Raw genomic sequence first — 26,900 nt, forward strand, 5'->3', positions numbered from 1 at the left:
CCCACAATTGCACTGAACCACCTGCACAAATTGTATTGTTGCCACCGTTTACACCTGCACTGCCATATACGGATCATTTACTGTCACGGTTACTTGTTCAGTATCGCTGCAACCTTGCGCATTGGTAATCGTTACCGTGTAAATAGTGGTAGCACTTGGTGAGGCGGTCGGGTTGGAAATGTTTGCATTGCTCAAACCATTCGACGGTGACCAACTGTATGTTGTGCCGCCACTTGCCCACAATTGCACTGAACCACCTGCACAAATTGTATTGTTGCCACCGTTTACACCTGCACTGCCATATACCGGATCATTTACTGTCACGGTTACTTGTTCAGTATCGCTGCAACCTTGCGCATTGGTAATCGTTACCGTGTAAATAGTGGTAGCACTTGGTGAGGCGGTCGGGTTGGAAATGTTTGCATTGCTCAAACCATTCGACGGTGACCAACTGTAAGTTGTGCCGCCACTTGCCCACAATTGCACTGAACCACCTGCACAAATTGTATTGCCTCCACCTGCATTTCCATATACCGGGTCTGCAACTGTAATGGTAACTTGGTCAGTATCTGTACAACCTTGTGCATTTACTACAGTAACTGTATAAGTTGTTGTATTATTAGGTGATGCTGTAGGATTAGCAATATTAGGGTTACTTAAACCCGAAGCAGGCGACCAGCTATAGGAAATTCCACCGCTCGCATTCAATTGTGTACTTTGTCCCTGACAAATTGCTACATCAGCACCTGCATTTGCATGATTTGGGTTTTCAAAAGTAATTGTTACCTGATCTCCATTTGGAGGACAAGAGCAGTTGGTTGTTATCCAAGTAAATACATAAGAACCATAATTATTAACAGTTACAGTTGCGTGAGGGTCATTAACATTTGAAATAGTAACTCCTGAATCTATCCCCCAAGTACCAGTTCCTATAGCAGGAATTTGCGCTTGCATAGTATAAGTTAAACCACATACTGTTGCGTCATTACCCGCTATTGCCGGTGAAGGATAATCTCCAAATTCTACTATTACATTATCAGAATCTGTACCGCAAATACCATTCAGTGTCCAGATAAAGGTATAAAAACCAAAATTAGATACAGTTACTGTTGAGTGAGGATCATTAGAATTAGAAAAAACAACTCCTGCACTTGGGTTTGATGTCCATACTCCTGAACCTATTGAACCGTTAGCACTTAATTGATATGATTTACCACAAGCCATTCCATCAGCCCCTGCATTTGCATCAACAGTTGTATTATTTACCGTTACAGTCACTTGGTCGGTGTCGCTACAAGTGCCGTTCGATACCGTCACTGTATAAGTCGTGGTACTGCTTGGGGTCGCTGTTGGATTTGCAATATTCGCATTGCTCAATCCTGTAGAAGGACTCCAACTATATGAGGTGCCGCCGCTCGCATTCAACTGCGTGCTGCCGCCTGTACAGATACTTACATCTGAACTCGCTATTGCTGTTACACTATTCCCTACTTATACAATCGCCTACTCACTATCCCTACAAGTGGCGCTCCCTATCGTCACTGTATAAGTCGTGGTACTGCTTGGATTAGCTGTCGGATTCGCAATATTCGCATTGCTCAATCCTGTAGAAGGACTCCAACTATATGAGGTGCCGCCGCTCGCATTCAACTGCGTGCTGCCGCCTGTACAAATACTTACATCTGATCCCGCATTCGCTGTTACACTATTTCCTATCGTTACCGTCACTTGGTCAGTATCCGTACAAGTGCCGTTCGATACCGTCACTGTATAAGTCGTGGTACTGCTTGGGGTCGCTGTCGGATTTGCAATATTTGCATTGCTCAATCCTGTAGAAGGACTCCAACTATATGAGGTGCCGCCGCTCGCATTCAACTGCGTGCTGCCGCCTGTACAGATACTTACATCTGATCCCGCATTTGCTGTTACACTATTTCCTACTGTTACAGTCACTTGGTCGGTGTCGCTACAAGTGCCGTTCGATACCGTCACTGTATAAGTCGTGGTACTGCTTGGGGTCGCTGTCGGATTCGCAATATTCGCATTGCTCAATCCTGTAGAAGGACTCCAACTATATGAGGTGCCGCCGCTCGCATTCAACTGCGTGCTGCCGCCTGTACAAATACTTACATCTGATCCCGCATTCGCTGTTACACTATTTCCTATCGTTACCGTCACTTGGTCAGTATCCGTACAAGTGCCGTTCGATACCGTCACTGTATAAGTCGTGGTACTGCTTGGGGTCGCTGTCGGATTCGCAATATTCGCATTGCTCAATCCTGTAGAAGGACTCCAACTATATGAGGTGCCGCCGCTCGCATTCAACTGCGTGCTGCCGCCTGTACAGATACTTACATCTGATCCCGCATTTGCTGTTACACTATTTCCTATCGTTACCGTCACCTCGTCGGTGTCGCTACAAGTGCCGTTCGATACCGTCACTGTATAAGTCGTGGTACTGCTTGGATTAGCTGTCGGATTTGCAATATTCGCATTGCTCAATCCTGTAGAAGGACTCCAACTATATGAGGTGCCGCCGCTCGCATTCAACTGCGTGCTGCCGCCTGTACAAATACTTACATCTGATCCCGCATTTGCTGTTACACTATTTCCTATCGTTACCGTCACTTGGTCGGTGTCGCTACAAGTGCCGTTCGATACCGTCACTGTATAAGTCGTGGTACTGCTTGGATTAGCTGTCGGATTCGCAATATTCGCATTGCTCAATCCTGTAGAAGGACTCCAACTATATGAGGTGCCGCCGCTCGCATTCAACTGCGTGCTGCCGCCTGTACAGATACTTACATCTGAACCCGCATTTGCTGTTACACTATTTCCTACCGTTACAGTCACCTCGTCGGTGTCGCTACAAGTGCCGTTCGATACCGTCACTGTATAAGTCGTGGTACTGCCTGGATTCGCTGTCGGATTTGCAATATTCGCATTGCTCAAGCCTGTTGAAGGACTCCAACTATATGAGGTGCCGCCACTTGCATTTAATTGTGTGCCGCCGCCTGTACAGATACTTACATCTGAACCTGCATTTGCTGTTACACTATTTCCTATCGTTACCGTCACTTGGTCGGTGTCGCTGCAAGTGCCGTTCGATACCGTCACTGTATAAGTCGTGGTACTGCCTGGATTAGCTGTCGGATTTGCAATATTCGCATTGCTCAATCCTGTAGAAGGACTCCAACTATATGAGGTGCCACCGCTCGCATTCAACTGTGTGCTGCCGCCTGTACAGATACTTACATCTGATCCCGCATTTGCTGTTACACTATTTCCTACCGTTACCGTCACCTCGTCGGTGTCGCTACAAGTGCCGTTCGATACCGTCACTGTATAAGTCGTGGTACTGCTTGGATTAGCTGTCGGATTTGCAATATTCGCATTGCTCAATCCTGTAGAAGGACTCCAACTATATGAGATGCCGCCGCTCGCATTCAACTGCGTGCTGCCGCCTGTACAGATACTTACATCTGATCCCGCATTTGCTGTTACACTATTTCCTACCGTTACCGTCACCTGGTCGGTATCGCTGCAAGTGCCGTTCGATACCGTCACTGTATATGTAGTGGTGCTGCTTGGATTCGCTGTCGGATTTGCAATATTCGCATTGCTCAAGCCTGTTGAAGGACTCCAACTATATGAGGTGCCGCCGCTCGCATTCAACTGCGTGCTGCCGCCTGTACAGATACTTACATCTGATCCCGCATTTGCTGTTACACTATTTCCTATCGTTACCGTCACCTCGTCGGTGTCGCTACAAGTGCCGTTCGATACCGTCACTGTATAAGTCGTGGTACTGCTTGGATTCGCTGTCGGATTTGCAATATTCGCATTGCTCAATCCTGTAGAAGGACTCCAACTATATGAGGTGCCGCCGCTCGCATTCAACTGCGTGCTGCCGCCTGTACAGATACTTACATCTGATCCCGCATTTGCTGTTACACTATTTCCTATCGTTACCGTCACCTCGTCGGTGTCGCTACAAGTGCCGTTCGATACCGTCACTGTATAAGTCGTGGTACTGCCTGGATTCGCTGTCGGATTTGCAATATTCGCATTGCTCAATCCTGTAGAAGGACTCCAACTATATGAGGTGCCGCCGCTCGCATTCAACTGCGTGCTGCCGCCTGTACAGATACTTACATCTGATCCCGCATTTGCTACAGTATTAGCAGGAAAATTAATAACTACCTGATCAGAAGAAGGAGGACAATCACAATTTTCACTTGTCCAAGTAAAAGTATAAATACCTGCTGAAGGAACGGTTACTGTAGCGTGCGGATTATGAGTATCTGAAAATACTACACCAGCACTACCTGTCCAAGTTCCTGTTCCAACAGTTAATGTATTTGCCTGTAATGTATAAGTTAAAGAACCGCAAGGAGCAGAAGCATCTGCACCTGCCTGAGCAATGGTTGGATAATCCCCAAAATCTACTACCACATTATCAGAAGCTGTACAATCTCCGTTAGATGCCGTCCATGTAAATGAATAAGCACCAAACAAGGGAACTGTAACAGTGGCATGAGGGTCGTGTATATCGCTAAAAACAGCCGTATTTACACCACTCCACTGTCCTGTTGAGGGAGACGCTGATAATTGATATTGCAAACCGCAAGCCATAGCATCTACACCTGCATTTACGTCTATATTTATATTTGATACATTTACTGTTACTTGCTCTGTATCAGTACAACCATTTCCACCAGTAACTGTGACCGTATAAGTAGTGGTGGCAGAAGGATTGGCTATAGGATTGGCTATATTAGGATTACTAAGACCTGTTGTGGGAGACCAACTATATGTTGCACCACCACTGGCTTGAAGTTGTACACCGCTTCCGCTACAATTAGTTACTTGATCATCTGCAACTTGCGCATTAGGAGCATTCAGCACTGTTACTGTTACATTTTTTGAAACAATACAACCACCTGCACCATTTACAGTAACTGTATAAGTTGTTGTTTGTGCAGGGCTCAATGTTACGGAAGATCCACTGATATCAACGATACCTATAGATGGTGTCCATGTATAAGAAATACCTCCACTTGCAGTAAGCTGTGTGGTTTCTCCTGTGCATATCTGTGTATCTCCGGTAACAGTGACCGTAGGAGCTGTATTAAATGTAACTTGTACCTGATCACTTCCCATTCCGCAATCTCCGCTCACCTGCCAAATAAAAGTATAAGTACCTGTTGAAGGCACTGTAACAGTACTAAGCGGGTTATGAATATCTGAAAATACAACATTGCTGACACTACTACTCCAAGTGCCGACATTTCCACCATTAGCAGGTTGTGCTGTCAAAGTTGTGGTATTTCCGCATACACTTTGGTCGCTGCCTGCATTAGCCGGAATAATAGGGTTTATAAATGTTATTGTAACTCCATCTGTTTTGACCGGACATTCGCAATTACTCGCATTCCAATAAAAAGTATAAGTACCATAAGTAGGCACTGTTACTGAGGAGGTAGGACTGGAAGCATTACTAAATACCCCTGAGCCACTCCAAACACCGGTTCCTATGGCTAAAGGAGTTCCTTGCAAATTGTAGGTTAAGCCGCAAACCGTCATATCAGGACCGGCATTAGGGTCTGAAGGAGGCGGATCAAAGGTAACAATTACTTGGTCGCTATCTGTACAAGCTCCCTCTTGTATTGTCCAAGTATAGACATACGAACCGTAAGCCAGCACAGTTACCGTAGTAGTGGGACTATGGATATTGGAGAAATTGCCTGTTCCACTCCAGGTTCCCACACCTGAAGTTGCTGTAGCAGATAATGTTGTAGTCATACCGCAAGCCATTTTATCGACTCCGGCATTAGCTACACACTGTCCGTACATTTTTGTAGTAAAAAACATACAAAACATGACAAACCCCAATAGTAAAAATTTTGCTTTCATACTATTTTTTTTGTTTTAATATATTGATATTCAATTATTTATTATACTATTATTTTCGTTATTTTATGTAGTACAATTCTGTACTCTTTTATAAACAACATAAAACACAGAACGACTCTTGCAAGACTAACAAAATCTATTCCATTCTTTTAAATTTGTATGTAAAAATGTAAAAATGTAAAAAATATAATAAGAATTTGCAAAATAAAACAGTAGCTTTGTAGCCTAAAAAATCAAGTTTTTCTATAAAATGAAAGGGATTATCCTCGCCGGTGGTTCCGGCACACGCCTCTATCCTATCACAATGGGCATCAGTAAACAAATAATGCCTATTTATGATAAACCAATGATTTACTACCCACTTTCTACACTTTTGTTGGCAGGAATTAACGAAATTTTGATTATCTCTACTCCGCACGACTTACCCAATTTCAAAAAACTACTCGGTGACGGCAAACATTTGGGGTGTAATTTTCAATATGCCGAGCAGCCACAGCCCAATGGATTGGCGCAGGCTTTTGTGATTGGTGAAGAATTTATCGAAAATGACAAAGTATGTCTTATTTTAGGAGATAATATTTTTTTCGGAGAAGGAATGGAAAAATCTCTGACACAAAATGCTGATGTAGAGGGCGGTATGATTTATGCTTATCACGTTGCTGACCCTGAACGTTATGGTGTTGTGGACTTTGACGAAAATAATGTCGCTGTTTCTATTGAAGAGAAACCCAAACATCCCAAATCAAATTACGCTGTGCCGGGTTTGTATTTCTACGACAACTCTGTGATTGATATTGCCAAAAACCTCCAACCCAGCGCACGCGGCGAATACGAAATTACCGATGTGAATAAACAATATCTGCGACAAGGTAATTTAAAAGTGACCATCTTCGGGCGTGGCACGGCTTGGTTGGATACCGGAACTTTTGATTCCCTGATGCACGCCTCTATTTTTGTACAAGTGATAGAACAAAGACAAGGCTTGAAAGTGGGCTGTATTGAAGAAATTGCCTACCGCAAAGGTTTTATTTCGGCGGCTCAGTTGGAAGCTCTGGCAAATCCACTCCTCAAAAGCGGCTACGGTGAATATTTATTGAATGTCCTCAAACACGGATAAGCCCTGTATATTTCAAAGCAGCAGCTGATGAAAAAATATGTGTTGATTAGCGGCGGTGCCGGATTTATCGGCAGTTCGCTGGCAGAGCGTTTGCTCCAAAACCCCGACTTTTATGTAGTAATTGCCGACAACTTGCTCACGGGACGCAAAGAAAATTTGCCTCCGCCCTCTGCCGATAATTGGGAGTTTGCGTATTGCGACATCAACAATTACACAGAACTGAGTGCTTTGATGGAGCGTTTTTCGTTTCATACCGTATTTCATTATGCGGCGGTGGTGGGTGTGCAACGCACTTTGCAGCACCCGCTTTGGGTGATGGAAGATGTAAAAGGTATCAAAAATATATGCGAACTTGCTGCCGCCTGTCAGGTACAGCGTTTTGTATATGCTTCATCTTCAGAAGTTTACGGCATTTCGGAGCATTTTCCGCAACACGAAGAGCATACCCCCCTCAATGCCCGCCTGCCTTATGCCATCGTAAAAAATGTAGGAGAGGCGTTTTGCCACGCCTATTTTCAGGAAAAAGGATTAAACTATAATATTTTTCGCTTTTTCAATACTTACGGCAATAAACAAAATCCCGATTTTGTGGTGTCAAAATTTATTCGCGCCGCCTTGCGCAACGAGCCGCTCACCGTATATGGCGATGGCAGCCAGCAGCGCACTTTTTGTTTCATCGCCGATAATTTAGATGCTACTTTATATGCCACAGAACACGCACACACTGCCAATCAAACTTTTAATATTGGCAATGATGCAGAAGTATCAGTATTGGAACTGGCAAAATTAATAATTGATATTAGTGGATCTTCGTCTGAAATTATCCATCTTCCTGCACTCAAAGAAGGCGATATGCCGCGCCGCCAACCCGATGTAACCCGCATGAAAACCCTGCTTCAACGCCCTTTTACACCCCTGCGCGAAGGTTTGCAGCAAGTAATTGAACACTACGCTTATAGATGATTTTGGCAGTGCTTAGTTATGATTAATTATTAGTTAAACAATTCATTTTCAACAGATTACATAATTTATTTAAAATTTAGCACCGCCCTCTGATAAATTATTTATTTCACAAATGTTTTTTTAATATCGTTATTATCTGCCTGCTAATTAACGAGGTTTTTAAAAAAATAATTTTCAATTTTTTATTAAAAAAAATGCAAATGGCGGCATTGTAATGAAAATTGTACAACGTCGCCATTTGCAACTTATAAGTTTCTGTATTTAATCAATACACCACCAATTTTTGTACCTGCACCGCAGCGTTTTCGGTGGCACAATGCAGCCAATATATTCCACTTGCCACCTCTGATACATCTACTGCCAAAACAGCACCCGCATTACCTTCGTATTGCCACGTTTTCAACACACGACCTTGTATATCCAACAAACGAATATTGCCACTCTGCCCCTCATCTGCCGCTCCCTGCCAACTAATATATAATATATCCCGCGTTGGGTTGGGATAAATTTGCCAAGTACCCGATATTTTTTCCAAATGCGGAGTTGTAGCAACAGCGTTTTTGGCAGCCGCAGAATTTTCTTCTGCTATCGCCGCATCAATGACGGGAGCAGCCAAAGGCGCAGGTAAACACCCCTGAATAAAAGCCCTGAAATCGCTGCCGCTTTTTGCCCAAAATCCCACCTGCAAATCAATATAATTTCCCGCATCATACACAATTTGTGTACCCGCCGCCAACTCATTTGATGCCGTAATATAATCCTCTACCTGAAAAGTGAGTTGTTCACCGTTGTTATAATCAGTTGTAATATTATCATTAAACGGACAAGGATTTACTAAGGTTATTCCGTCTGAACTTGCTTGTGCCGACAACAAACCGGAGCAGTTTTCAGCCCAAACCGTAAAATAATAAGTAGTACCCGCCGACAGATTCAGTCCGTTGTGTGTAACGTTAGTCGTTAATCCGGCAAAAGTAGCGGCTACTACATCGTTGTTATATGGCGAAGTGCCAATCTGATACCAATATCCGGCAAGGGTGCTGTTGGCATCGGCGGCAGCCGTCCAGTTGGCAGAAAGCATATTGCCAAAAGTGGTATTATCCTCATCGCTGCCGCTTCCGTCCTGTACAACTACGGCGGCAGGAGCTGTCCAGTCTATATTCACCGTAGCAGAGGCTGCAAGCGAAAAGGTATTGTTATTGTCTAATGTGAGGCTGTAAATAGTAGCAGCCGGAGTGTTCGGGGCGGTGTTTTGTGTGTAAATAGCTTCGCTGTTGCCCACTGTTACAAGCGTTGCCGCCGAGCGACTTTTATATACTTTAAAATCGTCATAAAATCCCTGACAATTACCAGTGCGCGGTGATATACCGCCTCCGATGGTATGTGGTGTGGTGTCTGTCCATGTAGTCAAATATACATCATCGCGCCACACCGAAATAGCCCCTGTTGTGGGATTATACAATATTTTACAATCATACCATTTAGCAGCATCTACCACTACCGGCACTTCTTGTTTGAGTGTCCATGTGTCATTTTCCACTTCATAAATCTGCAACAAATCGCTGTCCACCCTGAAATAAATAAAATATGAATTGCCGCGATTGGGCAAAGCAGGATTATCACAAAAGAAATGAATACCGGCGCGGCGATTCGTTCCCGTGCCTTCTATTTTCATTTTCCAATGATACAAATAAGAGGCAGCCGCATTTTCGCTTAAAGTCGCATAAATATTCGTATTGGCGTTGGTTTCATCGCTTTGTTTTAAAGCTCCGCCGGTTTCGCTCCAAGTACCCACCGCACTCGTCCAATCGGTATGAATTACACCATCATCAAAAGCATCATTAAAAAATCCCAACTCATTTGCCGCCCGCCATTCGCCGCTTTCCTGTACCTCAGGTAAATAAAAAGATTGCTGAATACCCGCCCCACAAAAATCTTCATCGGTGCTGTTGAAAGTAAAATCATCGGCGTAGCAGGTGTTCAAAGGAGCAATGGCGGTTTTGGGTAGCACACTCCACTCGGCAGCCCAACCGTCGGCGCGTGTGCTGCCGTCAGACGTAAAATGCAAAGTCAGCGCATTGCCCGAAGAAATTAAAGCAGGCGGCAAAGTAGTTCCTGTATAAGTGCCGAGCAAAGGTGCATTGGTATCGTTGCCATCATGGATATATACATAATCGTAGTTGGCTTCTACATCAAATTGTGTAAAAGTAAGTTTTACGTTGCTGTTGCTGTTTTCGCTGAATGTCATCACACAATTCTCACTATTGCGGTATTGCCCCAGCGAGCCGCCGCTATCATAAGTAAAATCCTTACACGGCACATAGCAATCCGTAAAACGGTCGGCTATCAAATCCCACAATTCATTGTAGCCATCATCATAGCCGAGTGCCCATATTCCGATACCGCCTATTTTTTTGTCGCGCACCATATCGTAGCGTTCTCCTAAAGTCAGTTCATCATCATACCAACATTGCCGCCAATTGCCCGAATTATAAATAATAGATTGTGTATTGCTGTGCTGGTCTAAGGTGGGTGTATAAGTGCCGATATAATTATTGCGGATATAATTGTAAGTGCGCGAGCCTACAAAACTTGTGGTAGATGAAGGAATGGCGTTGGAACTGGTATTCCATTCCTGTCCGTAATACGGCAAACCAATGAGTAACTTTTGCGGCGGACAGCCTTCGTTCAAATAATAATCTATGGAGCGATTGAGGGTGTAGAGTGTCCAGATATTGCCGTGATAAAGCGGCGCATTCGGACCCGCATTACCACTGCCCGAATAATAATATCCGTAGCCCATAATAATAAAAGCATCTATATAATTGATAAGATTAGGCATATCAAATACGCTGTTCCAGTCCACCGAATACAAAGCCATTGTTACTGTAGAGCCGGGTACTTCGCTGTGCATACGATTGGCGGCATATTGCAAAAAACTCGTAAAATTGGCGGCTTGCGCTCCGGGCACACCTTCAAAATCAATATTGATGCCGTGTGCTTGGCGATAATTGACTAATACCACCAAACTATCCAACAGTTTGTCCCAGGCAGCAGGGTTGGTTAAAAAAGTAGTGTTTTGGGTAGCCCCAAAATTCGTAACACACAACTCCACACGACAGCCCGCAGCCTTTGCCAAATCAATGGAAGGGGTGGTTTTCCACGAGTGAATAGATGTATAATTGCCCGTAGATGGATTGACTTCGTAGGAGAAATACGAAAAAGTAGAAAGCAAATTAAAATCGTAGTTGTTGTAGGCAGTGCCTACCCAATACGGATGCCAGCCATACACTTGTTTGTTGAGCGCACACACCTGACTTTTGGTGCGGCTACGCTGTGGCGGAAGGTTTTTCCAGTTGTTTTCTACCAGCCGCAACGAATCGCTTTGGGCTTCATTTTGTAGCTGAAAGGCGGCATAGTGGGCTTGCTGGGCGGCGTGAGCAGAAGAAAATTCAGGGGGCAAACCGGAGTTTGGCGTTTCATCTGCTTTAAGCGGTGCAATAGACTGTGCTGTGATTGTGCCAAAAGCAAAACACAAAAGAACAAAAGAGTAGTAAATATTTTTCATCATCTAAGCAAAATATTAATAAAATAAAGCGTTTATAGTTACACAAACTTATTAAAAATTTTGCTGTATGATGATATAAATGTGCAATAAATATTATTTACTGCAATATTTTTTTTATAAAAAATGCCTTTTGCCCATATCAGTTACTTTGATTCAGACAAAATGCGGCAGGATATACATCAATATCCTCAATTATTTAGATAATATTTTTTATTGCCCGACTTTGAAATATATCGGCAAAGTTTGTTTTACGCTTACTGCTTCGCCGTTTTGTTGGGCTGCTACCCATTTAGGCATATTGTTGAGCAATTTAAAAGTTGCTTCATCGCAACTTTTGCACGCGCTGCGCAATATTTTGGCATCGGTGATGCTGCCATCGGCGCGTACTACAAACTCCACCAAAGCTCTGGCATCGGTGCGCAGGTCTTTTGGGTATTCCAAATGCTCCTTGATATAAGCAAATAAAGCACTGTCTCCACCTGCAAATTGGGGTTTGCGCTCTACATTGATGTAAACTTCCTGTTCGGGTGTATAAACCTGCGGAGCAGTTTGCTGTGCCTGTGCGGCACTCGTCAGGGCAACAACAAAACAAGTCGCATAAAATATTTTTCTCATATAAAACAAATATAATTTTAATAAATATTTTGGTAAAAAAGCCGCCGCACATATCACGGCAAAATTTCTTTTTGTTGTTTAGACATACTATTTGCAAAAAGTTTACAAAATATCCGACATCAAGTGTCGTGTTTTGCATTAGGGTGTACCTTTATGGCGTTTTTTTCGCTTTTTTTCTTTTACAGCAGGTTCTAATTTAAAAACCACAGGCATACGAAAACCTACTGCCACAGGTTTTCCAAATTGTAATCCGGGTTTCCAATTTGGCATAGACGCTATTACACGCATCGCTTCCTCACCACAGCCGCCACCAATACCTTTTAATATTCCTACATTGCGCACACTGCCATCTACGCCAATAACAAAGCTTACAAAAACCACGCCTTGTATATCTTTAAGGAGAGCCTCTTCAGGATATCAACGTTACTACGAAAATATTGTAACAGAGCCATATCTCCGCCCGGAAATTCAGGCATTATTTAATCAGGACTCTTTTCTGTTGGCAACAGAGTGGTATCTCTTACTATCATCAAAGGTGCAGCTTGTAATAAATTGCCACCAAACAGCCAAGTAAGGAGGCATAAAATAAGTATTTTCAAGATATTCATCTCATTGTTTATCAATCTTTTTTAAACACAATGGGTAATTTAAAACTTACACTTACAGGTTCGCCTCCTTGCAAGCCGGGTACCCATTTGGGCATATTTTGTATTACGCGCAATGCCTCTTCGTTGCAGCCACCACCAATACCGCGCAATACTTTTGCATTTGCAATGTTTCCGTCTTTTTCTACAACAAACGATACAAATACTTTGCCTTCTATCTTCAATCGTTTTGCCTCTTCGGGATATTGGATATTACTGCGCAAATATTTCAGCAATTCAGCATCGCCACCCGGAAACTGCGGCATAAGCTCTACCACGTCATAAGTTGTTTTTTTTGTATCGTTTTGATGTTTGACACTGTCCGACTGCTCAGTGCTTTTGCTGCCGTCTAAGGGTCGTCCGCCTGCTACTTTCAGGGTGCTTTGCGGAGTTTGGCTTTGTGCTGCCACTGCACAAAACAGCATAATTGTTATAAGTGTGATAATCTTTTTCATTTTTTTTGAGTTTTTTAATGATTAAATATAGCTTGTAATAAATTGTCACCAAACAGCCAAGTAAGGAGGCATAAAATAAGTATTTTCAAGATATTCATCTCATTCGTTTTTAAACACAATGGGTAAGTTATATTTTACATTTACAAATTTGCCTCCTTGTTTGCCAGGTACCCATTTAGGCATATTTTGTATTAGGCGCAATGCCTCTTCGTCGCAGCCACCACCAATACCGCGCAATACTTTTGCATTTGCAATGCTTCCGTCTTTTTCTACAACAAACGATACAAATACTTTACCTTCTATCTTCAATCGTGTTGCCTCTTCGGGATATTGGATATTGCTGCGCAAATATTTCAGCAATTCGACATCGCCACCCAAAAACTCCGGCATTTGCTCTACCACGCTATAAATTTGCTCTGTTGTGTCGTTTTGAGCTTTTTTGTTAGAGTTGTCTAAGAATCGTTCGTCTGGTAATTGTTTCAGAGAGCAGTCTGGAGTTTGGCTTTGTGCTGCCACTGCACAAAACAGCATAATCGTTATAAGTGTGATAATCTTTTTCATTTTTTTGAGTTTTTTTAATGATGAAATATAAAAAGCCCAACTTAAAAGCAGACAAAATATATCCGTTTTAAAAATCGGGCTTTTTATTTAAAATATAATATTGTACCGCATATCATACAACAAAAAAGAATGATGTATGCGCCGCAATACGCTTACTCTAACTTAAATACTACGGGCAGCTTAAAACTCACCGGCACCGGACGACCGCCTTGTTTACCGGGCAACCAGGAAGGCATACTTTTTACTACGCGTACCGCCTCTTCGTCACAACCGCCGCCAATACCGCGCAATACTTTTACATTGGTAATACTGCCATCGCTTTTTACTACAAACGACACAAATACTTTGCCCTCAATGTTGTTTTCGGAAGCCATACGCGGATATTTGATATTGCTACGCAAATATTTGAGTAATTCGGCATCGCCACCCGGAAACTGCGGCATTTGTTCTACCACTTCAAATACTTCTTCTTCTTTCGGTTTTTCGGGGATAGCCACTACTTTGGTTTCGGCACGCGGCTCCTCTTTCACCTCAATCACTTGGTCGGCATTGGCATTGGGGTCGCCTTGTTCTGTTTTTGTAGCTGTCACTTTATTTTCCAATTCCTCTTGTTTAGGCGGCTCTTCCACCACTTTATCGTCCTCTTCCGGCTCAGGCGGAATAAAGCGCACTGTACTCACCTTTGGCGGTGGCAAAGGCGGTGGTGGCGGTGGTGGCGGTGGTGGTGGCGGTGGTGGTGGCTCATTCGGATTTTCGGGAGGTGGTGGCAGATTGGCTAAATCTATCTCTACCTCTACCTTTTCCTCTTTCACCGGCGGCGACAATTTGGCGTAAATACCCGGACCCAGCAAAGCTGCGATAAATAGCGGAATAGCTATCAAGGCAGCGCGTGTTACGTTTTTGCCGTAGCGTTTGCGCAAATCGTATGCCCCATAGTCTTTATTACGACCTTCAAAGACAATGTCGTCTAAAGGTATTTCTTTATAATCTTTCATTGTTTAAGATTCAGGAGGCTTTTGATAAAAAAATTAATAATAATAACGCGCTTTATTGGGTAGTAGTTCCCGTAGCAGCCGGCGCACTGCCGTCAAGCGGTGCCATATCTGCCACACTGTTGGGGTGTTGTACTGCCAATAATTTGCGGTCATCTTCAGTAAAATCCACAATGGCATAAATTTTAACGCCTGTAATGTGCATTTCGTCCAGAATATCCACCAAATTTTTATATTTGGATTTGTCCATTGCCTTGATAATAACAATAGGCTCAGGGTTTTCTTTATCGCTTTCGCGGCGCGGCAAGGCGCGAATTTCGGCGGATTTGCGCAACAATGCGTTGCGGATTCCGTTTTCCGAAAAATCGGTTTCTTCCACTGCTACGGCGGGGTTATCATCATCGCCCTGATACCAATATACCTTATTGTCTTTACCCAAAATAACAGTGACCGTGCGCGAAGCAGGTACTTTCATTTTTTCTTCGGGCAATTCTTTATCTTTATCAGGCATATTTATTTCCATCATCTTCGGTTTATTGAAGGTGGTGGTAAGCATAAAAAAAGTAAGCAGCAAAAACGCCATATCTACCATTGCGGTCATATCCACTTTGGTAGAGCCTTTCTTGGCTCGCCGCTTTCCGTCATTTTTCTTTCCACCACCCCCACCGGTATCTACTTCTGCCATATCAAATTATACGGTTTTTTTTGAGGGTTACACAATATGCGAAATTTTATTTTTGTTTGAGCACCGATTTCGCTGTCTGCGGTGCAAAAGGTTTTTGTTTGAGTTTTTATTTTAAAAAAAATGAAACGCTGTATAGTTATAACGTATTATCAAGCATAAACATATAATTTTTAACTTTTTTTTACATTATAAAAAAAGCGGCATTTTTAGCTATATGCTTTAATTTGCTTTAGGCTTGGGCTTTGCTTCGGGCGAAGTCACCAGATTGAATTTGTTGATTTTTTGCGCCTGCAAAGTTGCTATGAGTTTTTTTACCACTTCGTAGTCGGTATCTACATCGGAGCGGATAGCCACTTTGAGTTTTTGGTCGGGAGCGGTAGCACGGGCATACAGCACCCAGTCGGTGAGTTCGGTATTAAGGCTGTCGCAGCAAGGCAAACCGGGTTGTTTTACCTTATTGCGCTCGGTGGCACTCAATGCCAGCAACTGTTTCAAGCCGTTCAAGGGTGTTCCGAAAGCGTCCATTTTAGCAAATTCAAACTTTTCTGCATCGGTAAAGGTCATGTTATATTTTTTACCGATTTCTTCGAGCATTTTCAGGCGGGTGGGCTGACCGTCCACTCCCATAAAAATGCGCCCGTCAGCACCCACCGCCAGTTGCAATTTACCGTCGTCGGGCAAGGTAGTTTCGGAGATAGAGGAGGGCATTTTTACTTGAACGGGTTCTTCGGGCTTAAATTTTGTGGTAAGCATGAAGAAGGTCAGGAGCAAAAACGCCACATCGCACATCGCCGTCATATCAAGCGAAATATTCTTACGCGGGACTTTGACTTTGGGCATTTTATATAAAAATCGTTTAGTTAAATTTATAAATAAAATAAAAATGAAAACACGCAGTACGGTAAGGTGTGTTCATTCACACTTTTCGTTCGCGGTTGTTTTTAAGGCTTAGTGTGTAGCATTATAGCTTTGTGTGAGGCTCACACCGATTTCGTCCAGGTTGTAAGTGAGGGTATCAATACGGCTGGTGAAATAGTTGTAGGCGATGATGGCGAGTGTAGAAGTACCGATACCGAGTGCGGTATTTACGAGTGCTTCCGAGATACCATTAGCCAAGGCTACTGCATCAGGATTACCGGCTACGGCAAGTGCCGCAAACGCTTTAATCATACCGATTACCGTTCCTAAAAGACCTGTCAAGGTAGCGATAGAAGCGAGCGTAGCAATGATGGTGAGGTTTTTTTCGAGCATTGGCAATTCTAAAGAAGTGGATTCTTCTAATTGTTTTTGAATTGCTGCTATTTTTTGCTCTTTATCGTGTCCGCTCCAGTTTTGCACTTCTTTGTATTTTTCTAAGGTGCTGCGTACTACATTACCCACTGAACCTTTTTGGCGGTTGCTTTCGGCAATGGCATCGTCAATGCGTCCGCCATCTACCAAAGATTTCACTTTGCGCACAAAATTGTCCAAAGAACCACTGCCGTAGGCTCTGTTGATAGTGATAAAACGCTCAATGGAAAACACGATAACCATCAAAAAGAAAGACATCAAAATAGGTACGATTACACCTCCTTTATATACAATTCCCAAATAATTACCCGGAAGTGGGTGGTTGTTGGGATCGCCGCCTTCAAAGTTGGAAGGGGATCCCATCACAAACTTGTACAATAAAATACAAACAATAATGATAACGGGAATTACAAGAAGAGCAAAGGTGTTTTCAAGCCCCCCCTTTTTGGGAGCTGTTGTTGCTGTCGTTTGTGCCATTCGTTAGGTTTTTTGTTAAATGAGTTAATTAATAAAATGATTGTTATTTTTTTAGAATATGATTTACATTATACAACTATACTTTATACTTAGTACACAATTTTAAATACAATAAAAGTATTTTATTATGTTGTTTCTATTCATTTGGGTAAAAATAATAATTCTTATTTATTGTCACAACTTTAAACTAAAATTGTGCAATATTAAATGATTTTCATAAGAAAATACAATATTCTGTTTAAAATCATTGATACATTTTTTTAAAAAAAGTTCAGCGAAATTAATATCTATCTCTTTTATGATTGTAATAACATTGTCATATTTTGTATATTTAATCAGAAAAAAGCCCCACAACTGTTGGTTACAGTGCGGGGCTTCATAAAAAGAGCAGCTATGAAAAAAATATACAGTTTTTGTGCACTATGGTTGCTGTTTATTTAAGAACAGCAGTTTTTTTACAGAAAAAAATATTTTCAGTTTTTAAAAAAAATCAGTACTAACGATATACTTCTATTGTGCCGCTACGGTTGTCAGTGGCGGTATCCGTATTCAAATGCAAGATGTAGAAATAAGTGCCGTCGGGTACAGGCTCGTCGTTTTGCTGCCAAGTGCCGTTCCACGATTCGCCCGCCAAGCCGGTATAGCCTGTTTTGCGATATACTTCATTTCCCCAACGATTGAATACCAGCAATTCAGGTTCTTTATCACCAAAACACTCATTGAGGTGTTCTATGATAAATTCATCGTTGATATTATCGCCATTCGGTGTAATACCTTCGGGAATAAATAATTCGCTTGCCTGACAAGATACATCGGGCGGAACAACTTGTACAAATACTGATGCCGTATCGCACAGAAGCAGGTCGGGTTCAAGACAAATGACGTAAGTAAAGGTATCCGTTCCATAAAATCCGGCATCCGGCTCATATACGAGTACGCCTGCGCTGTCGGGGTGTTCTGTAATTGTTCCGTGCGGGCTTTGTGCATCAAATGAAGTAATGCTGATATTGCCGCCTTTATCGTTTTCCAGAACATCAATATCTACGGCAGTATTCACAGAAGTGCTGGTTTCATCATCTATGGCTTGCAGGGTTTCATCTGATTTGCTCGTTACATGAATAGTCAAAGAAACAGTATCGCACAACACAGGGCTGCCGTCATCGCACAACAAATAGGTCAAATGATCATCGCCCAAAAAGTCGGTATTCGGGGTATAAACGATACAGTTGTTTTCGTTGATTTCATAAGCACCGTTAATGGGCGGAGTGAGTATTTCGTAAGAAAGTTCATCGCCATCTGTGTCAAAACCCAACAATAAAGCACAATATTCCACTGTGTCGCCCTGCTCCATGCTAATGGCATCGTCAGTGCCAAGTGGCGGGTGGTTGGAGGGCATTCCATTGTAAGAGATGACCACAGTTGCTGTATCGCAGGCAGTGGAGGTATCGCAAATAACGTAATCAAATGTAACGATTTCGTCAAAAGTAGGGGTAGGCGGCACATATTGTATCGCTTGCCCGTCGTTGATAATTTCTACTGTTCCCTGTGCGGGGTTTTCTACAATAGTAATAAATATGTTGTCTCCGTTGGGGTCGCTGTCGTTGTCCATTACGGTTGCCACGAGTGTGTCGCCCATTATTCCCACTAGTGCATCATTTACAGCATGGGGCGGCAAATTGGGTTGCAACGGACTTACAACAATGCTGACCACCGCCGAATCGCAAAGCACATCGGCATTGCACACGGTGTATATAAAATAATCTGTTCCGGTAAAATCCTCTTCGGGTGTATAGGTAAATGTTTCATTATCTTGTTGAATAATCACTGCTCCGTGCAAAGGTTGTACAAAAGAAGTAATTTCTAAATCTGTGCCTGTGTCATTGGGCAATACAGTTATATCAACAGGAGTATTTACCTGCGTAAACACCACATCGGGTTCGGCATCTAATGGCGATAATACTACAATGGTTACAGTGGCGGTATCGCACAAAGTGGAAGGAGCAGCTACTGTATCGCATATAGAATAGGTAAAAGTATCTGTTCCATAAAAACCATCGGCGGGTTCATACACAATTTGCCCCAACTGAACGGTAGCTGTACCGTGTTGCGGCGGTGATACGATTTCAGGGTCGCTGAGTTCGTCGCCGTTGGGGTCGCTGTCGTTGGCGGCAACATCAATAGCTATGGTAACATACATATCTGTCGTTGCCATATCGTCTTGTGCAATCGGGGCATCATTATCATCAGAGTCCACATTGATATATACAGTAGCTTCGTCACAATCGCCACTATTATTGCACATCGTATAAGTAAAACTGTCTGTTCCTTCAAAATCTCCATCGGGTATGTATGTCAAAGTACCATCTGTATTGAGCAATACAACCCCGTGTTGTGGCTGTGAAAATGAAATCAGCACAATATTTTCGCCCAAATCGTTTTCCAACACGTTGATATGCTGTAAAGTATCCGCAGGATTTGTTGCCAAAGTATCATTTATTGCTATAATTGTATCGGAGGGTGTGATATTTTCCAATACAATTGTTACCAAAGCAGTATCGCACAAAGGCGGCTCGGCAGTATCGCATACTACATAATTAAATGTTACGCTATCGGCTGCTCCTGTTTGAAAACCAACTGAAATAGCGTTATTTTGGATAGTAACAGATACGTTTTCGGGTACATTAAAAATACCAGTGAGTACCAAAGGCGGATTATCATCTATATCATTTTGCAATACCTGTAATACAACAGGTTCATTCGTCGGCAACGTGTAGCTGTCATCTACTGCAATGGGTGCGCTGTTTATTTCGGCATTATCTACAATAATCGTCACCGTAGCTTCATCACATTCGCCGGCTACATTGCAAATTGTATAAGAGAAAGTATCTGTTCCTTCAAAATCTTCATCGGGTGTATAAATTAAGATGGAGCCGTTTAAACTGACTGAGCCGTTGGCAGGTTGTGTATAAGATACAATGGCTGCCCCATCTGCCTCGTCATTTTGCAATACCTGAATATTGCTGACTTCGTTCATTACTCCTACAATCTGATCATCTACGGCATCAATGGCATTTTGGACTTCATTTACGGCAATTGTTACTACTGCCGTATCGCAAAGCGAAGTATTAGAGCAGTTATTACATATTTGATACACAAAACTGTCAGTACCGCTAAACCCACTGTCGGGATAATAAGAGAAAGTGCCGTTGCCGTTGTTCACCACATCACCGTGTTCGGCTTGGTCTATGATATTCATAGAGCTAATATTGGGACAAAGGTCTTCATCGTTGTTCAAAATAGTTAAAAGTGTAGAAGCGGGATTGGTCGTTGTAACGGTATAAAAGTCATCAACAGCGTTGGGGGTCATACATTCAATTTTAATGTAAGTAACTACTGTATCTATTGTTCCTGTTCCATCATGACCTATCACAATCAAAGAATCCAAGCCTGTATAGCCGGGTAATGCTGTATAACGAATACAAGTGCCGTCCTCTTCATCATAATGTACGCTGCAACTGTAAGTGGTAATGAGAGTATCAATCACAATATTACCTTCTAAATTACAAAATTCTATACACAAATCCAATGGTGTAATCGGTATAGAGCAGGTATAAACAGTTTGTTCACAATCATTATTTTCTACTGCCGGAGTTACAGTTACTGTTGCTTCGTTAAAACTAAAATCGGCACAAAGTACTGCTTCTTCTATATCTTGCTGAATAGATTCTATGGTGGTGTAGTTTTCTAAAAGTGTCAATGTTCCTTGCAAAGAGATGCCAAAAATCATATATTGCCCTGTATTAAAACCACTAAAATTAAAAGAACCGTTGGAACTTAATGCTAAAATTTCGTGATTGTTGGCGGCAGTGGTGGTTAAAAGAAAATAATAATTTAGTCCGCCAGTGGTAGCTGCCCCCACTACAGTAGGTGCTATAGAAATTTCTCCTATTGCTACCGAAGCATCTGGCAAAAAGATATTTCCTCCGCTGGCAGCACAAGTCGGCTCTTCATCGCCGCCATACCACCAAAATACATCTCCGGTGCTGTTGGCGCAAATTGTGCTGTCGCCAACCAAAGCACTGTAATCGTCCAAATTATTGAGGGGTAGTTGTTGGAATTGTGCCGGCGTGCCTTTATAAGAAACGCCCAACACAAAATAATTACCCGCAGCATAGCTGCTCATATCAAAAGAGCCGTTTAAGTTTTCTTCCAAAAACACTACATTTGCAGGCTGTCCCTGTGTGGCAGCATCTGTCGCCAATATATAGATGTAACTATATCCTTCGCTACTCAAAGCCTCTGTTACTGCTGTCTGCGGCGAGGTATTTCCTGTCGTTACGCTATCTGCCGCTAAGGTCAATAAGCCGCCATTGGCTAAACATTCATCAACCACAACTGTCTCTTCTATCACCGAAAAAGCAGTACCCGCTGCCTGTACTTCGGCACAAATGCTCTCTTCGTCTATCAGTTGCAATAACCCCTCTACCATATTCACATTTAAATCCAAAAACTGAGGAATAGTACCTTTAAATGAAACGCCGTGTATGCGATAAGAGCCTATGGCTAATGAATTGAAAGTGCCGGAAGCACTGGTGGCTACAACATTGTATTGTATGGCATCTTCGGGGTTAGAATCTTGTGTTAATAGATACAAATAAGTATAACCTGTTGCTGTCGTTTTTCCGCTCACCGTGGCAGCAGGTGAAGAATTACCCACTATTACTTCATTACTTGATAATGACAAAGTACCCGCATCAGCGAGACAAGCGTCGGGATTCGGCTGACAGCCCGCTGCATCTATCGTTATATTAAAAACAATTTCTGAGCAATTTTCGGGTTCATCAGTGTAGCACATCGTTATAGTGACTACATCATTGCCCACCTGACTGGGCAAGGGCGTATATCGGAAACAAGTGTCGTTCAGTTCGGTAATACCGCAACCATACAAAGAAAGATGATCTGACATAAAAACCGACTCGCCTTCGCAATTGGGTACGCACAACACTAAATAAGGTATTGATTGGTTAGGCTGATAAGCAGGTACACAAAAATTGCCTGCATTGCTGTCGCCGCCACAGGGTGCTTGTTGCTGCGCTTTCAAAGCGATACCGTTGCTCATCAATATCACTATTAACCAATAAAACAAATGCCCCCTTAACCGTTTTTTGTATGGATAGTATAATGTATTCATAGCTATTGACATAGATAATTTTTATTAAAATACGGCGATGGTGTGCCGATATAAAAATTGTGATTAGATGCTTTTTTAAAATATATTTAGAAATAACGCGGTGTAACAACTCTTTCTTTTCTGCCTAAACCCTTGCCTCCTTTGTTGTCGCCACCAAAATCATAGCCCAGCATTACTTCGTGAGAGCCGCTGTTGTAGTTGGAAAGTTTGGTGAGTGTGAGGTCATAAGAATACCCCAAACGCATCTTTCCCAATAATAATTCGGCAATAAAATCTATGGAATCAAAACTGCGATAGCTCACCCCTACCCACACGGTTTCTTTGACGAGCAAACTCAGATTGAGGTCGGCAATGAAAGGAGCACTGGCAGGTACAGATTTTATTAAAAAAGATGGTTTTAAATCAAAACCATCGGCGAGATGAAATACCGCACCTCCTGTGAGTAAATAATGGCGGTATTGATGCGCCACTTTTGAAATGTCGGCATCTGTGGTGTCGGTGCGCAGTTTGTGCTGTAGTAAATGTGGTGCTGCCGCTCCAAAATAAAAACGCTGGCTATACAAGAAAAATCCCGCCCCGAAATTGGGAAGTGTTTTTGTAAAATCTTCCGAAAAATTTGGGTCGGGGTCGCTTACCGCAATTTCGGTAAAACGCGAACTATAATGATGTACGCCCGCTTGCAATCCCAAACTCAATTTCCATTCACTGCCCAAAGGCAAATGATACGCATAGGAAGCAAAGGCACCGATACGGCGATGAACCCCTATCTCATCTCCTTCCACATTCAAACCCAAAGCTACTTTTTTTGCCAAAGGTGAGTGGGCACTCAGCGAAATAGTACGCGGCGCGCCCTTGATGTCCACCCATTGGTATCTGCCCACCGCCGTCAAACTCAAGCCGCCGCGCGTACCCGCATAAGCCGGATTAATGGACAAGCCATTGAACATATATTGTGTATATTGAGGGTCTTGCTGGGCAGAAACTTGCCAGGTTGCCCACCACGATACGATGATCAATAGCACAAAACGACACTGTATATCGGATAGGATTTTCATATACTGATTTATTATTATTTTATTATAGTTGATTGTATGTATTATAAGACACCTTAAAAACATCTTTTGTATTTTAAATAAGATATATTTACCGTGTTTTTTGTTTTCTTTTTGTTATTTGCGGGGCGAATATATACCATAAAACAAGTTAAAACCGCCCACATTTATATAAAGTTAAGGCTTTGCATGTCTAATTTTTATTTACCAATACTTTATCTTTACCCAAATAAAATGCCAATTTGTATTTTTTCAATAATTTGCTCCAAGAAAATCTATATTTTTAAACTTATATTGAACTCCCTATAACACAATTAAAACTGTAATGTAGCCATAATCCCATACATTTTTTGTATGTTTGCAACCTAAAAAACATATATGTTGCGCTTTGCAACTCCGATTTTTTATTTTTTAGCTCCCATACAACCTTGATTCAGTATATCAAAAAATACAATGGTGACTTGATGCACCTGCAAGCTTTGGAAAAAGGTTGTTGGATAAATATACACCCCCCCTACGAAAAAAACGAAATAGAACAACTCAGCGAACAATTGGACATTCCGATTGACTTTTTTATAGATTCTTTGGACGTGGACGAACGCTCGCGCTTTGAGCGTGATGATGATGTGGATTTGATTGTATTAAGCAGCCCACTCAAAAATCAAAGTGAATCAGAATTTGAGGCACTCTATATTACTGTTCCTATCGGTATTATTGTGATGAAAGACCACCTCATCACCATCAGCTCGTCGCCTACGCCTGTTATGGATTATTTCATCAACCGTAAAATTAAAGAATTTAATCCACATCAGCACCAAGATTTTATTTTGCGCATCTTCAACCAAACCGTTTATTATTATATGCTCTATCTCAAGCGCATCAATCATCAGCGCAATACCTACGAGAAAGAGTTATTTCATTCGAGCCGGAATACCGAGTTGGCAAAGTTGATGAATTTGCAAAAAAGTTTGGTGTATTTTGTAACAGCCCTGCGCGATAATGAGTTGCTGATGAATAAAGTGCAGCGCACCGACCTGCTCAAAATTCGCAGTGATGAAGATGCTTCGGATTTTTTGGAAGGGATTATTATTGATGCCCGACAAGCACGCGAAATGGCGGAAGTGTATAACAACATCTTGAACGGAACAATGGACGCTTTCGCTTCCATTATCTCCAACAACCTCAATATGGTGATGAAACGCCTCACCGCCGTAACCATCGTGCTGATGGTGCCCACCTTAATTGCCAGCTTCTACGGAATGAACCTTCACCTGCCATTCGAAAACAGCCCTTCGGCATATTTGGCGGTTATTTTGTTTTCGGCGGTAATGGCGATTGTGGTGCTGTATATATTTGTACGCAAACGTCTCTTTTAATTTTAATCGCTGAATTGTAATAAAAGATGGCTTCTTCTCACCGCAACGCCGCCAAATGGATGTTTTTGATAACCAAAATGAGTATCGGGCTGCTTTATATGGCTGTGGGCTTGTTTTTTTTATATCCGCCCGCCGCATTTTCAGCACTCGAAGATGACCAACTCAAGCGTTATCTGGGTATTATTGTGCTGTTGTATGGTGTTTTCAGAGTTTTTCGTGCTGTGCAGTCTTTCCGCCAAGAAAAAGAAGAAAATTAACAATCGCCCAAAACCAGATTGTAGCACAACTACTAAAAATTTGTTATAGCTACCCGTTATTTGTGAATAATAACCGATTTTTCATCGCGCGAAACGCCCGTAAAAATACCGATACCGCCCTGAATATTGCTCAAAATACTGCCCGGACTGGCAAAAGGATTGCCGTTGGAAGCGATGGCGGTTTGAGTGCTTTGCGCATAATCAGCATACTCTTTGTTGATGTGCCACAACACCGCCAAAGCCGTATCGCCTTCGGTGAAGTCGTAGCCCGAACCGAACACCAACTGGTTGTTTTCGCCCACGATGCGGTCGTCAGGAAAAAAATCCTGCTGCACACTGTCTCTGCTGCCAAAGAAAAACTGACGGCGATAATAGTTGTCGGTATCGGCGGGGTCGGTGATATGGGTAAGCACCAATGCCAAAGTATCGTTGGAAGTACTCCATTTGGTAGTCAGCGAATCTATCGGCACAGGCGGCAAAAGGCGTGTTACGGCACTGATTTCCTTGTTGTCGGCAGTGATGATCTTCAGCGAAAAATCGCTGTTGTACAAAGTCGGAACTGTTTTTGATGATATATAGTTGAACAACCTACCATTTTCTACAAAAACACCACCCGCCGCTTCCTGCAAAGTATCTGTGCCGTTGGCGTGGGTGATGAGTACCAAAGCACCATGTATCAAAATACTGAGCAAAGCCGTATCATTCACTTCATCAAAATAACCACTGCTTTTGGTAAGTGCCATACGATAAGGTTGCCCTGCTTCCAAATAGCACTCCACCACCGCTTGAGGCTCGTATTCGGGCAAATCCACTTCTATTTCTTTACTCATATTACAAGCTGCACAACTCAGTACCAACATGATGACTAAATTCCGAAATATCATATTTTTTCTTTTTTTTGATTAACGCAGCAAAGGTAACAGAAAAAATATTCCTTTTGTTTCAACGTATTTTAAATATGAATATGCTTTTTTTGAAAAAAAAATTTGGCAAAAAAAAAAGCGTTTCACAATTTTGTGCGCTACTAAGATATACACATTAATTGTATAGTAAATTTCATACCCAATTATCAGTATGCAACAAATCACATTTAAGGAATTTTTGCTTCGTATCGAAAAAGATAAATTAGATGAGTCTAAAGTAAAAGACCATTTAACAGAAGCCGCCATGAAAAAGTATCCCGATGCTAAAATAGAAGGTTGGGTACGGGAAAAAAACAATGTGTATGGTGTATTTTTTCAACAAAAAATATGGACTAAATACGCCAAATTTTCAGCAGAAGGCGAATGGCTCGAAACCATCGTGTTTTCGGTATCCAAACAGTTACCGCCTGTAGTTGAAAAAACACTCAACGAAGAATACCCCAAAGGCTACAAAGTAATTGATTTCCAAACCATCCTCAACAACGCCAACGAGCGCACTTACGAAATGGTGCTGCGGTTGCGCGATAAGGAAGTGGAACTCAAATTAGACGGCAACGGCGTAATTCTCAACAATATCAAGTACGATGGCAGCAAAACGGAATATGAAGAAGAACCGGCTTTGTTGCAGGAAGAATTAGAAGTAGTAGAAGATGATGATATAGACAACAACAATGACGGCGATGATGATTTGCTGGAGATGTATGTAGATGATGACAATGAAGAGGAAGCTTATGAAGAAGAAGAGGAATAAATCGGCATTTTTTTTATTCCCATTTATTTTTTCATAGCACCTGCTTAAATAAGAGATAAAGTCTGTGCAA

The 26,900-nt window shown here is 42.2% G+C and carries 19 protein-coding genes; 5 read left to right on the forward strand and 14 right to left on the reverse strand.

Annotation, left to right across the window (positions count from 1 at the left end):
- Nucleotides 1-48 precede the first annotated feature (48 nt).
- Together IPL35_07915 and IPL35_07920 are read right to left on the reverse strand one after the other, a co-directional pair.
- Nucleotides 49-1,425: a hypothetical protein gene (locus IPL35_07915; protein MBK8443327.1), complete on the reverse strand. Its 1,377-nt coding sequence runs from the start codon at nucleotides 1,423-1,425 to the stop codon at nucleotides 49-51.
- Nucleotides 1,426-1,503: 78 nt separating this feature from the next.
- Nucleotides 1,504-5,856, reverse strand: coding sequence for a hypothetical protein (locus tag IPL35_07920; protein MBK8443328.1), 4,353 nt, complete (start codon nucleotides 5,854-5,856; stop codon nucleotides 1,504-1,506).
- A 310-nt stretch (nucleotides 5,857-6,166) separates the two neighbouring features.
- Between IPL35_07920 and rfbA the strand changes: the two genes are divergently transcribed.
- On the forward strand, nucleotides 6,167-7,033 hold the full coding sequence (gene rfbA / locus IPL35_07925) for a glucose-1-phosphate thymidylyltransferase RfbA (GenBank protein MBK8443329.1): 867 nt from the start codon (nucleotides 6,167-6,169) through the stop codon (nucleotides 7,031-7,033).
- A 27-nt stretch (nucleotides 7,034-7,060) separates the two neighbouring features.
- Nucleotides 7,061-7,996, forward strand: coding sequence for an NAD-dependent epimerase/dehydratase family protein (locus IPL35_07930; protein MBK8443330.1), 936 nt, complete (start codon nucleotides 7,061-7,063; stop codon nucleotides 7,994-7,996).
- A 265-nt stretch (nucleotides 7,997-8,261) separates the two neighbouring features.
- On the opposite strand, the gene IPL35_07935 is transcribed toward IPL35_07930, so the two are convergent.
- The 11 genes from IPL35_07935 to IPL35_07985 all read right to left on the reverse strand — a co-directional run bounded on the left by IPL35_07935 (nucleotide 8,262) and on the right by IPL35_07985 (nucleotide 23,526).
- Nucleotides 8,262-11,564, reverse strand: coding sequence for a T9SS type A sorting domain-containing protein (locus tag IPL35_07935; protein MBK8443331.1), 3,303 nt, complete (start codon nucleotides 11,562-11,564; stop codon nucleotides 8,262-8,264).
- Between the two features lie 207 nt (nucleotides 11,565-11,771).
- Nucleotides 11,772-12,176, reverse strand: coding sequence for a TonB family protein (locus IPL35_07940; protein ID MBK8443332.1), 405 nt, complete (start codon nucleotides 12,174-12,176; stop codon nucleotides 11,772-11,774).
- A gap of 138 nt (nucleotides 12,177-12,314) precedes the next feature.
- Nucleotides 12,315-12,557, reverse strand: a complete 243-nt coding sequence (locus IPL35_07945; GenBank protein ID MBK8443333.1) for an energy transducer TonB — start codon at nucleotides 12,555-12,557, stop codon at nucleotides 12,315-12,317.
- A gap of 238 nt (nucleotides 12,558-12,795) precedes the next feature.
- Nucleotides 12,796-13,275: an energy transducer TonB gene (locus IPL35_07950; protein ID MBK8443334.1), complete on the reverse strand. Its 480-nt coding sequence runs from the start codon at nucleotides 13,273-13,275 to the stop codon at nucleotides 12,796-12,798.
- Nucleotides 13,276-13,374: 99 nt separating this feature from the next.
- On the reverse strand, nucleotides 13,375-13,836 hold the full coding sequence (locus IPL35_07955; GenBank protein MBK8443335.1) for a TonB family protein: 462 nt from the start codon (nucleotides 13,834-13,836) through the stop codon (nucleotides 13,375-13,377).
- Between the two features lie 152 nt (nucleotides 13,837-13,988).
- Entirely contained in the window at nucleotides 13,989-14,831 is an 843-nt protein-coding gene (locus IPL35_07960) for a TonB family protein (GenBank protein ID MBK8443336.1), read from the reverse strand.
- A gap of 52 nt (nucleotides 14,832-14,883) precedes the next feature.
- Nucleotides 14,884-15,513, reverse strand: a complete 630-nt coding sequence (locus tag IPL35_07965) for a biopolymer transporter ExbD (GenBank protein MBK8443337.1) — start codon at nucleotides 15,511-15,513, stop codon at nucleotides 14,884-14,886.
- 219 nt (nucleotides 15,514-15,732) lie between these two features.
- Nucleotides 15,733-16,353 carry a biopolymer transporter ExbD gene (locus tag IPL35_07970; protein ID MBK8443338.1) on the reverse strand — a complete coding sequence of 207 codons (621 nt, stop codon included), beginning with the start codon at nucleotides 16,351-16,353 and terminating at the stop codon, nucleotides 15,733-15,735.
- Between the two features lie 108 nt (nucleotides 16,354-16,461).
- Nucleotides 16,462-17,280 carry a MotA/TolQ/ExbB proton channel family protein gene (locus tag IPL35_07975; protein ID MBK8443339.1) on the reverse strand — a complete coding sequence of 273 codons (819 nt, stop codon included), beginning with the start codon at nucleotides 17,278-17,280 and terminating at the stop codon, nucleotides 16,462-16,464.
- A 496-nt stretch (nucleotides 17,281-17,776) separates the two neighbouring features.
- Nucleotides 17,777-22,471, reverse strand: coding sequence for a tandem-95 repeat protein (locus IPL35_07980; protein ID MBK8443340.1), 4,695 nt, complete (start codon nucleotides 22,469-22,471; stop codon nucleotides 17,777-17,779).
- 86 nt (nucleotides 22,472-22,557) lie between these two features.
- Nucleotides 22,558-23,526 carry a type IX secretion system membrane protein PorP/SprF gene (locus tag IPL35_07985; protein MBK8443341.1) on the reverse strand — a complete coding sequence of 323 codons (969 nt, stop codon included), beginning with the start codon at nucleotides 23,524-23,526 and terminating at the stop codon, nucleotides 22,558-22,560.
- Nucleotides 23,527-23,987: 461 nt separating this feature from the next.
- Between IPL35_07985 and IPL35_07990 the strand changes: the two genes are divergently transcribed.
- Together IPL35_07990 and IPL35_07995 are read left to right on the forward strand one after the other, a co-directional pair.
- Nucleotides 23,988-24,899, forward strand: a complete 912-nt coding sequence (locus IPL35_07990; GenBank protein MBK8443342.1) for a magnesium transporter CorA family protein — start codon at nucleotides 23,988-23,990, stop codon at nucleotides 24,897-24,899.
- A gap of 26 nt (nucleotides 24,900-24,925) precedes the next feature.
- Nucleotides 24,926-25,156: a hypothetical protein gene (locus IPL35_07995; GenBank protein ID MBK8443343.1), complete on the forward strand. Its 231-nt coding sequence runs from the start codon at nucleotides 24,926-24,928 to the stop codon at nucleotides 25,154-25,156.
- Between the two features lie 56 nt (nucleotides 25,157-25,212).
- On the opposite strand, the gene IPL35_08000 is transcribed toward IPL35_07995, so the two are convergent.
- A complete protein-coding gene (locus IPL35_08000; GenBank protein ID MBK8443344.1) occupies nucleotides 25,213-26,040 on the reverse strand; it encodes a DUF4249 domain-containing protein in 828 nt (275 codons plus the stop codon).
- 217 nt (nucleotides 26,041-26,257) lie between these two features.
- Between IPL35_08000 and IPL35_08005 the strand changes: the two genes are divergently transcribed.
- Nucleotides 26,258-26,830 carry a PepSY-like domain-containing protein gene (locus IPL35_08005; GenBank protein MBK8443345.1) on the forward strand — a complete coding sequence of 191 codons (573 nt, stop codon included), beginning with the start codon at nucleotides 26,258-26,260 and terminating at the stop codon, nucleotides 26,828-26,830.
- Nucleotides 26,831-26,900: the final 70 nt, after the last annotated feature.

It is taken from the genome of Sphingobacteriales bacterium (assembly GCA_016711285.1).
Lineage (GTDB): Bacteria > Bacteroidota > Bacteroidia > Chitinophagales > UBA2359 > JADJTG01.

Bases quoted from the DNA above. Each gene is read 5' to 3' on its own strand.
- IPL35_07995 (MBK8443343.1), top strand. From the start codon at position 24,926: ATGGCTTCTTCTCACCGCAACGCCGCCAAATGGATGTTTTTGATAACC.
- IPL35_07960 (MBK8443336.1), bottom strand. From the start codon at position 14,831: ATGAAAGATTATAAAGAAATACCTTTAGACGACATTGTCTTTGAAGGT.
- IPL35_07955 (MBK8443335.1), bottom strand. From the start codon at position 13,836: ATGAAAAAGATTATCACACTTATAACGATTATGCTGTTTTGTGCAGTG.
- IPL35_07980 (MBK8443340.1), bottom strand. From the start codon at position 22,471: ATGAATACATTATACTATCCATACAAAAAACGGTTAAGGGGGCATTTG.
- IPL35_07970 (MBK8443338.1), bottom strand. From the start codon at position 16,353: ATGCCCAAAGTCAAAGTCCCGCGTAAGAATATTTCGCTTGATATGACG.
- IPL35_07950 (MBK8443334.1), bottom strand. From the start codon at position 13,275: ATGAAAAAGATTATCACACTTATAACAATTATGCTGTTTTGTGCAGTG.
- IPL35_07965 (MBK8443337.1), bottom strand. From the start codon at position 15,513: ATGGCAGAAGTAGATACCGGTGGGGGTGGTGGAAAGAAAAATGACGGA.
- IPL35_07930 (MBK8443330.1), top strand. From the start codon at position 7,061: ATGAAAAAATATGTGTTGATTAGCGGCGGTGCCGGATTTATCGGCAGT.
- IPL35_07990 (MBK8443342.1), top strand. From the start codon at position 23,988: ATGCACCTGCAAGCTTTGGAAAAAGGTTGTTGGATAAATATACACCCC.
- rfbA (MBK8443329.1), top strand. From the start codon at position 6,167: ATGAAAGGGATTATCCTCGCCGGTGGTTCCGGCACACGCCTCTATCCT.
- IPL35_07920 (MBK8443328.1), bottom strand. From the start codon at position 5,856: ATGTACGGACAGTGTGTAGCTAATGCCGGAGTCGATAAAATGGCTTGC.
- IPL35_07935 (MBK8443331.1), bottom strand. From the start codon at position 11,564: ATGATGAAAAATATTTACTACTCTTTTGTTCTTTTGTGTTTTGCTTTT.
- IPL35_07975 (MBK8443339.1), bottom strand. From the start codon at position 17,280: ATGGCACAAACGACAGCAACAACAGCTCCCAAAAAGGGGGGGCTTGAA.
- IPL35_07985 (MBK8443341.1), bottom strand. From the start codon at position 23,526: ATGAAAATCCTATCCGATATACAGTGTCGTTTTGTGCTATTGATCATC.
- IPL35_08000 (MBK8443344.1), bottom strand. From the start codon at position 26,040: ATGATATTTCGGAATTTAGTCATCATGTTGGTACTGAGTTGTGCAGCT.
- IPL35_07940 (MBK8443332.1), bottom strand. From the start codon at position 12,176: ATGAGAAAAATATTTTATGCGACTTGTTTTGTTGTTGCCCTGACGAGT.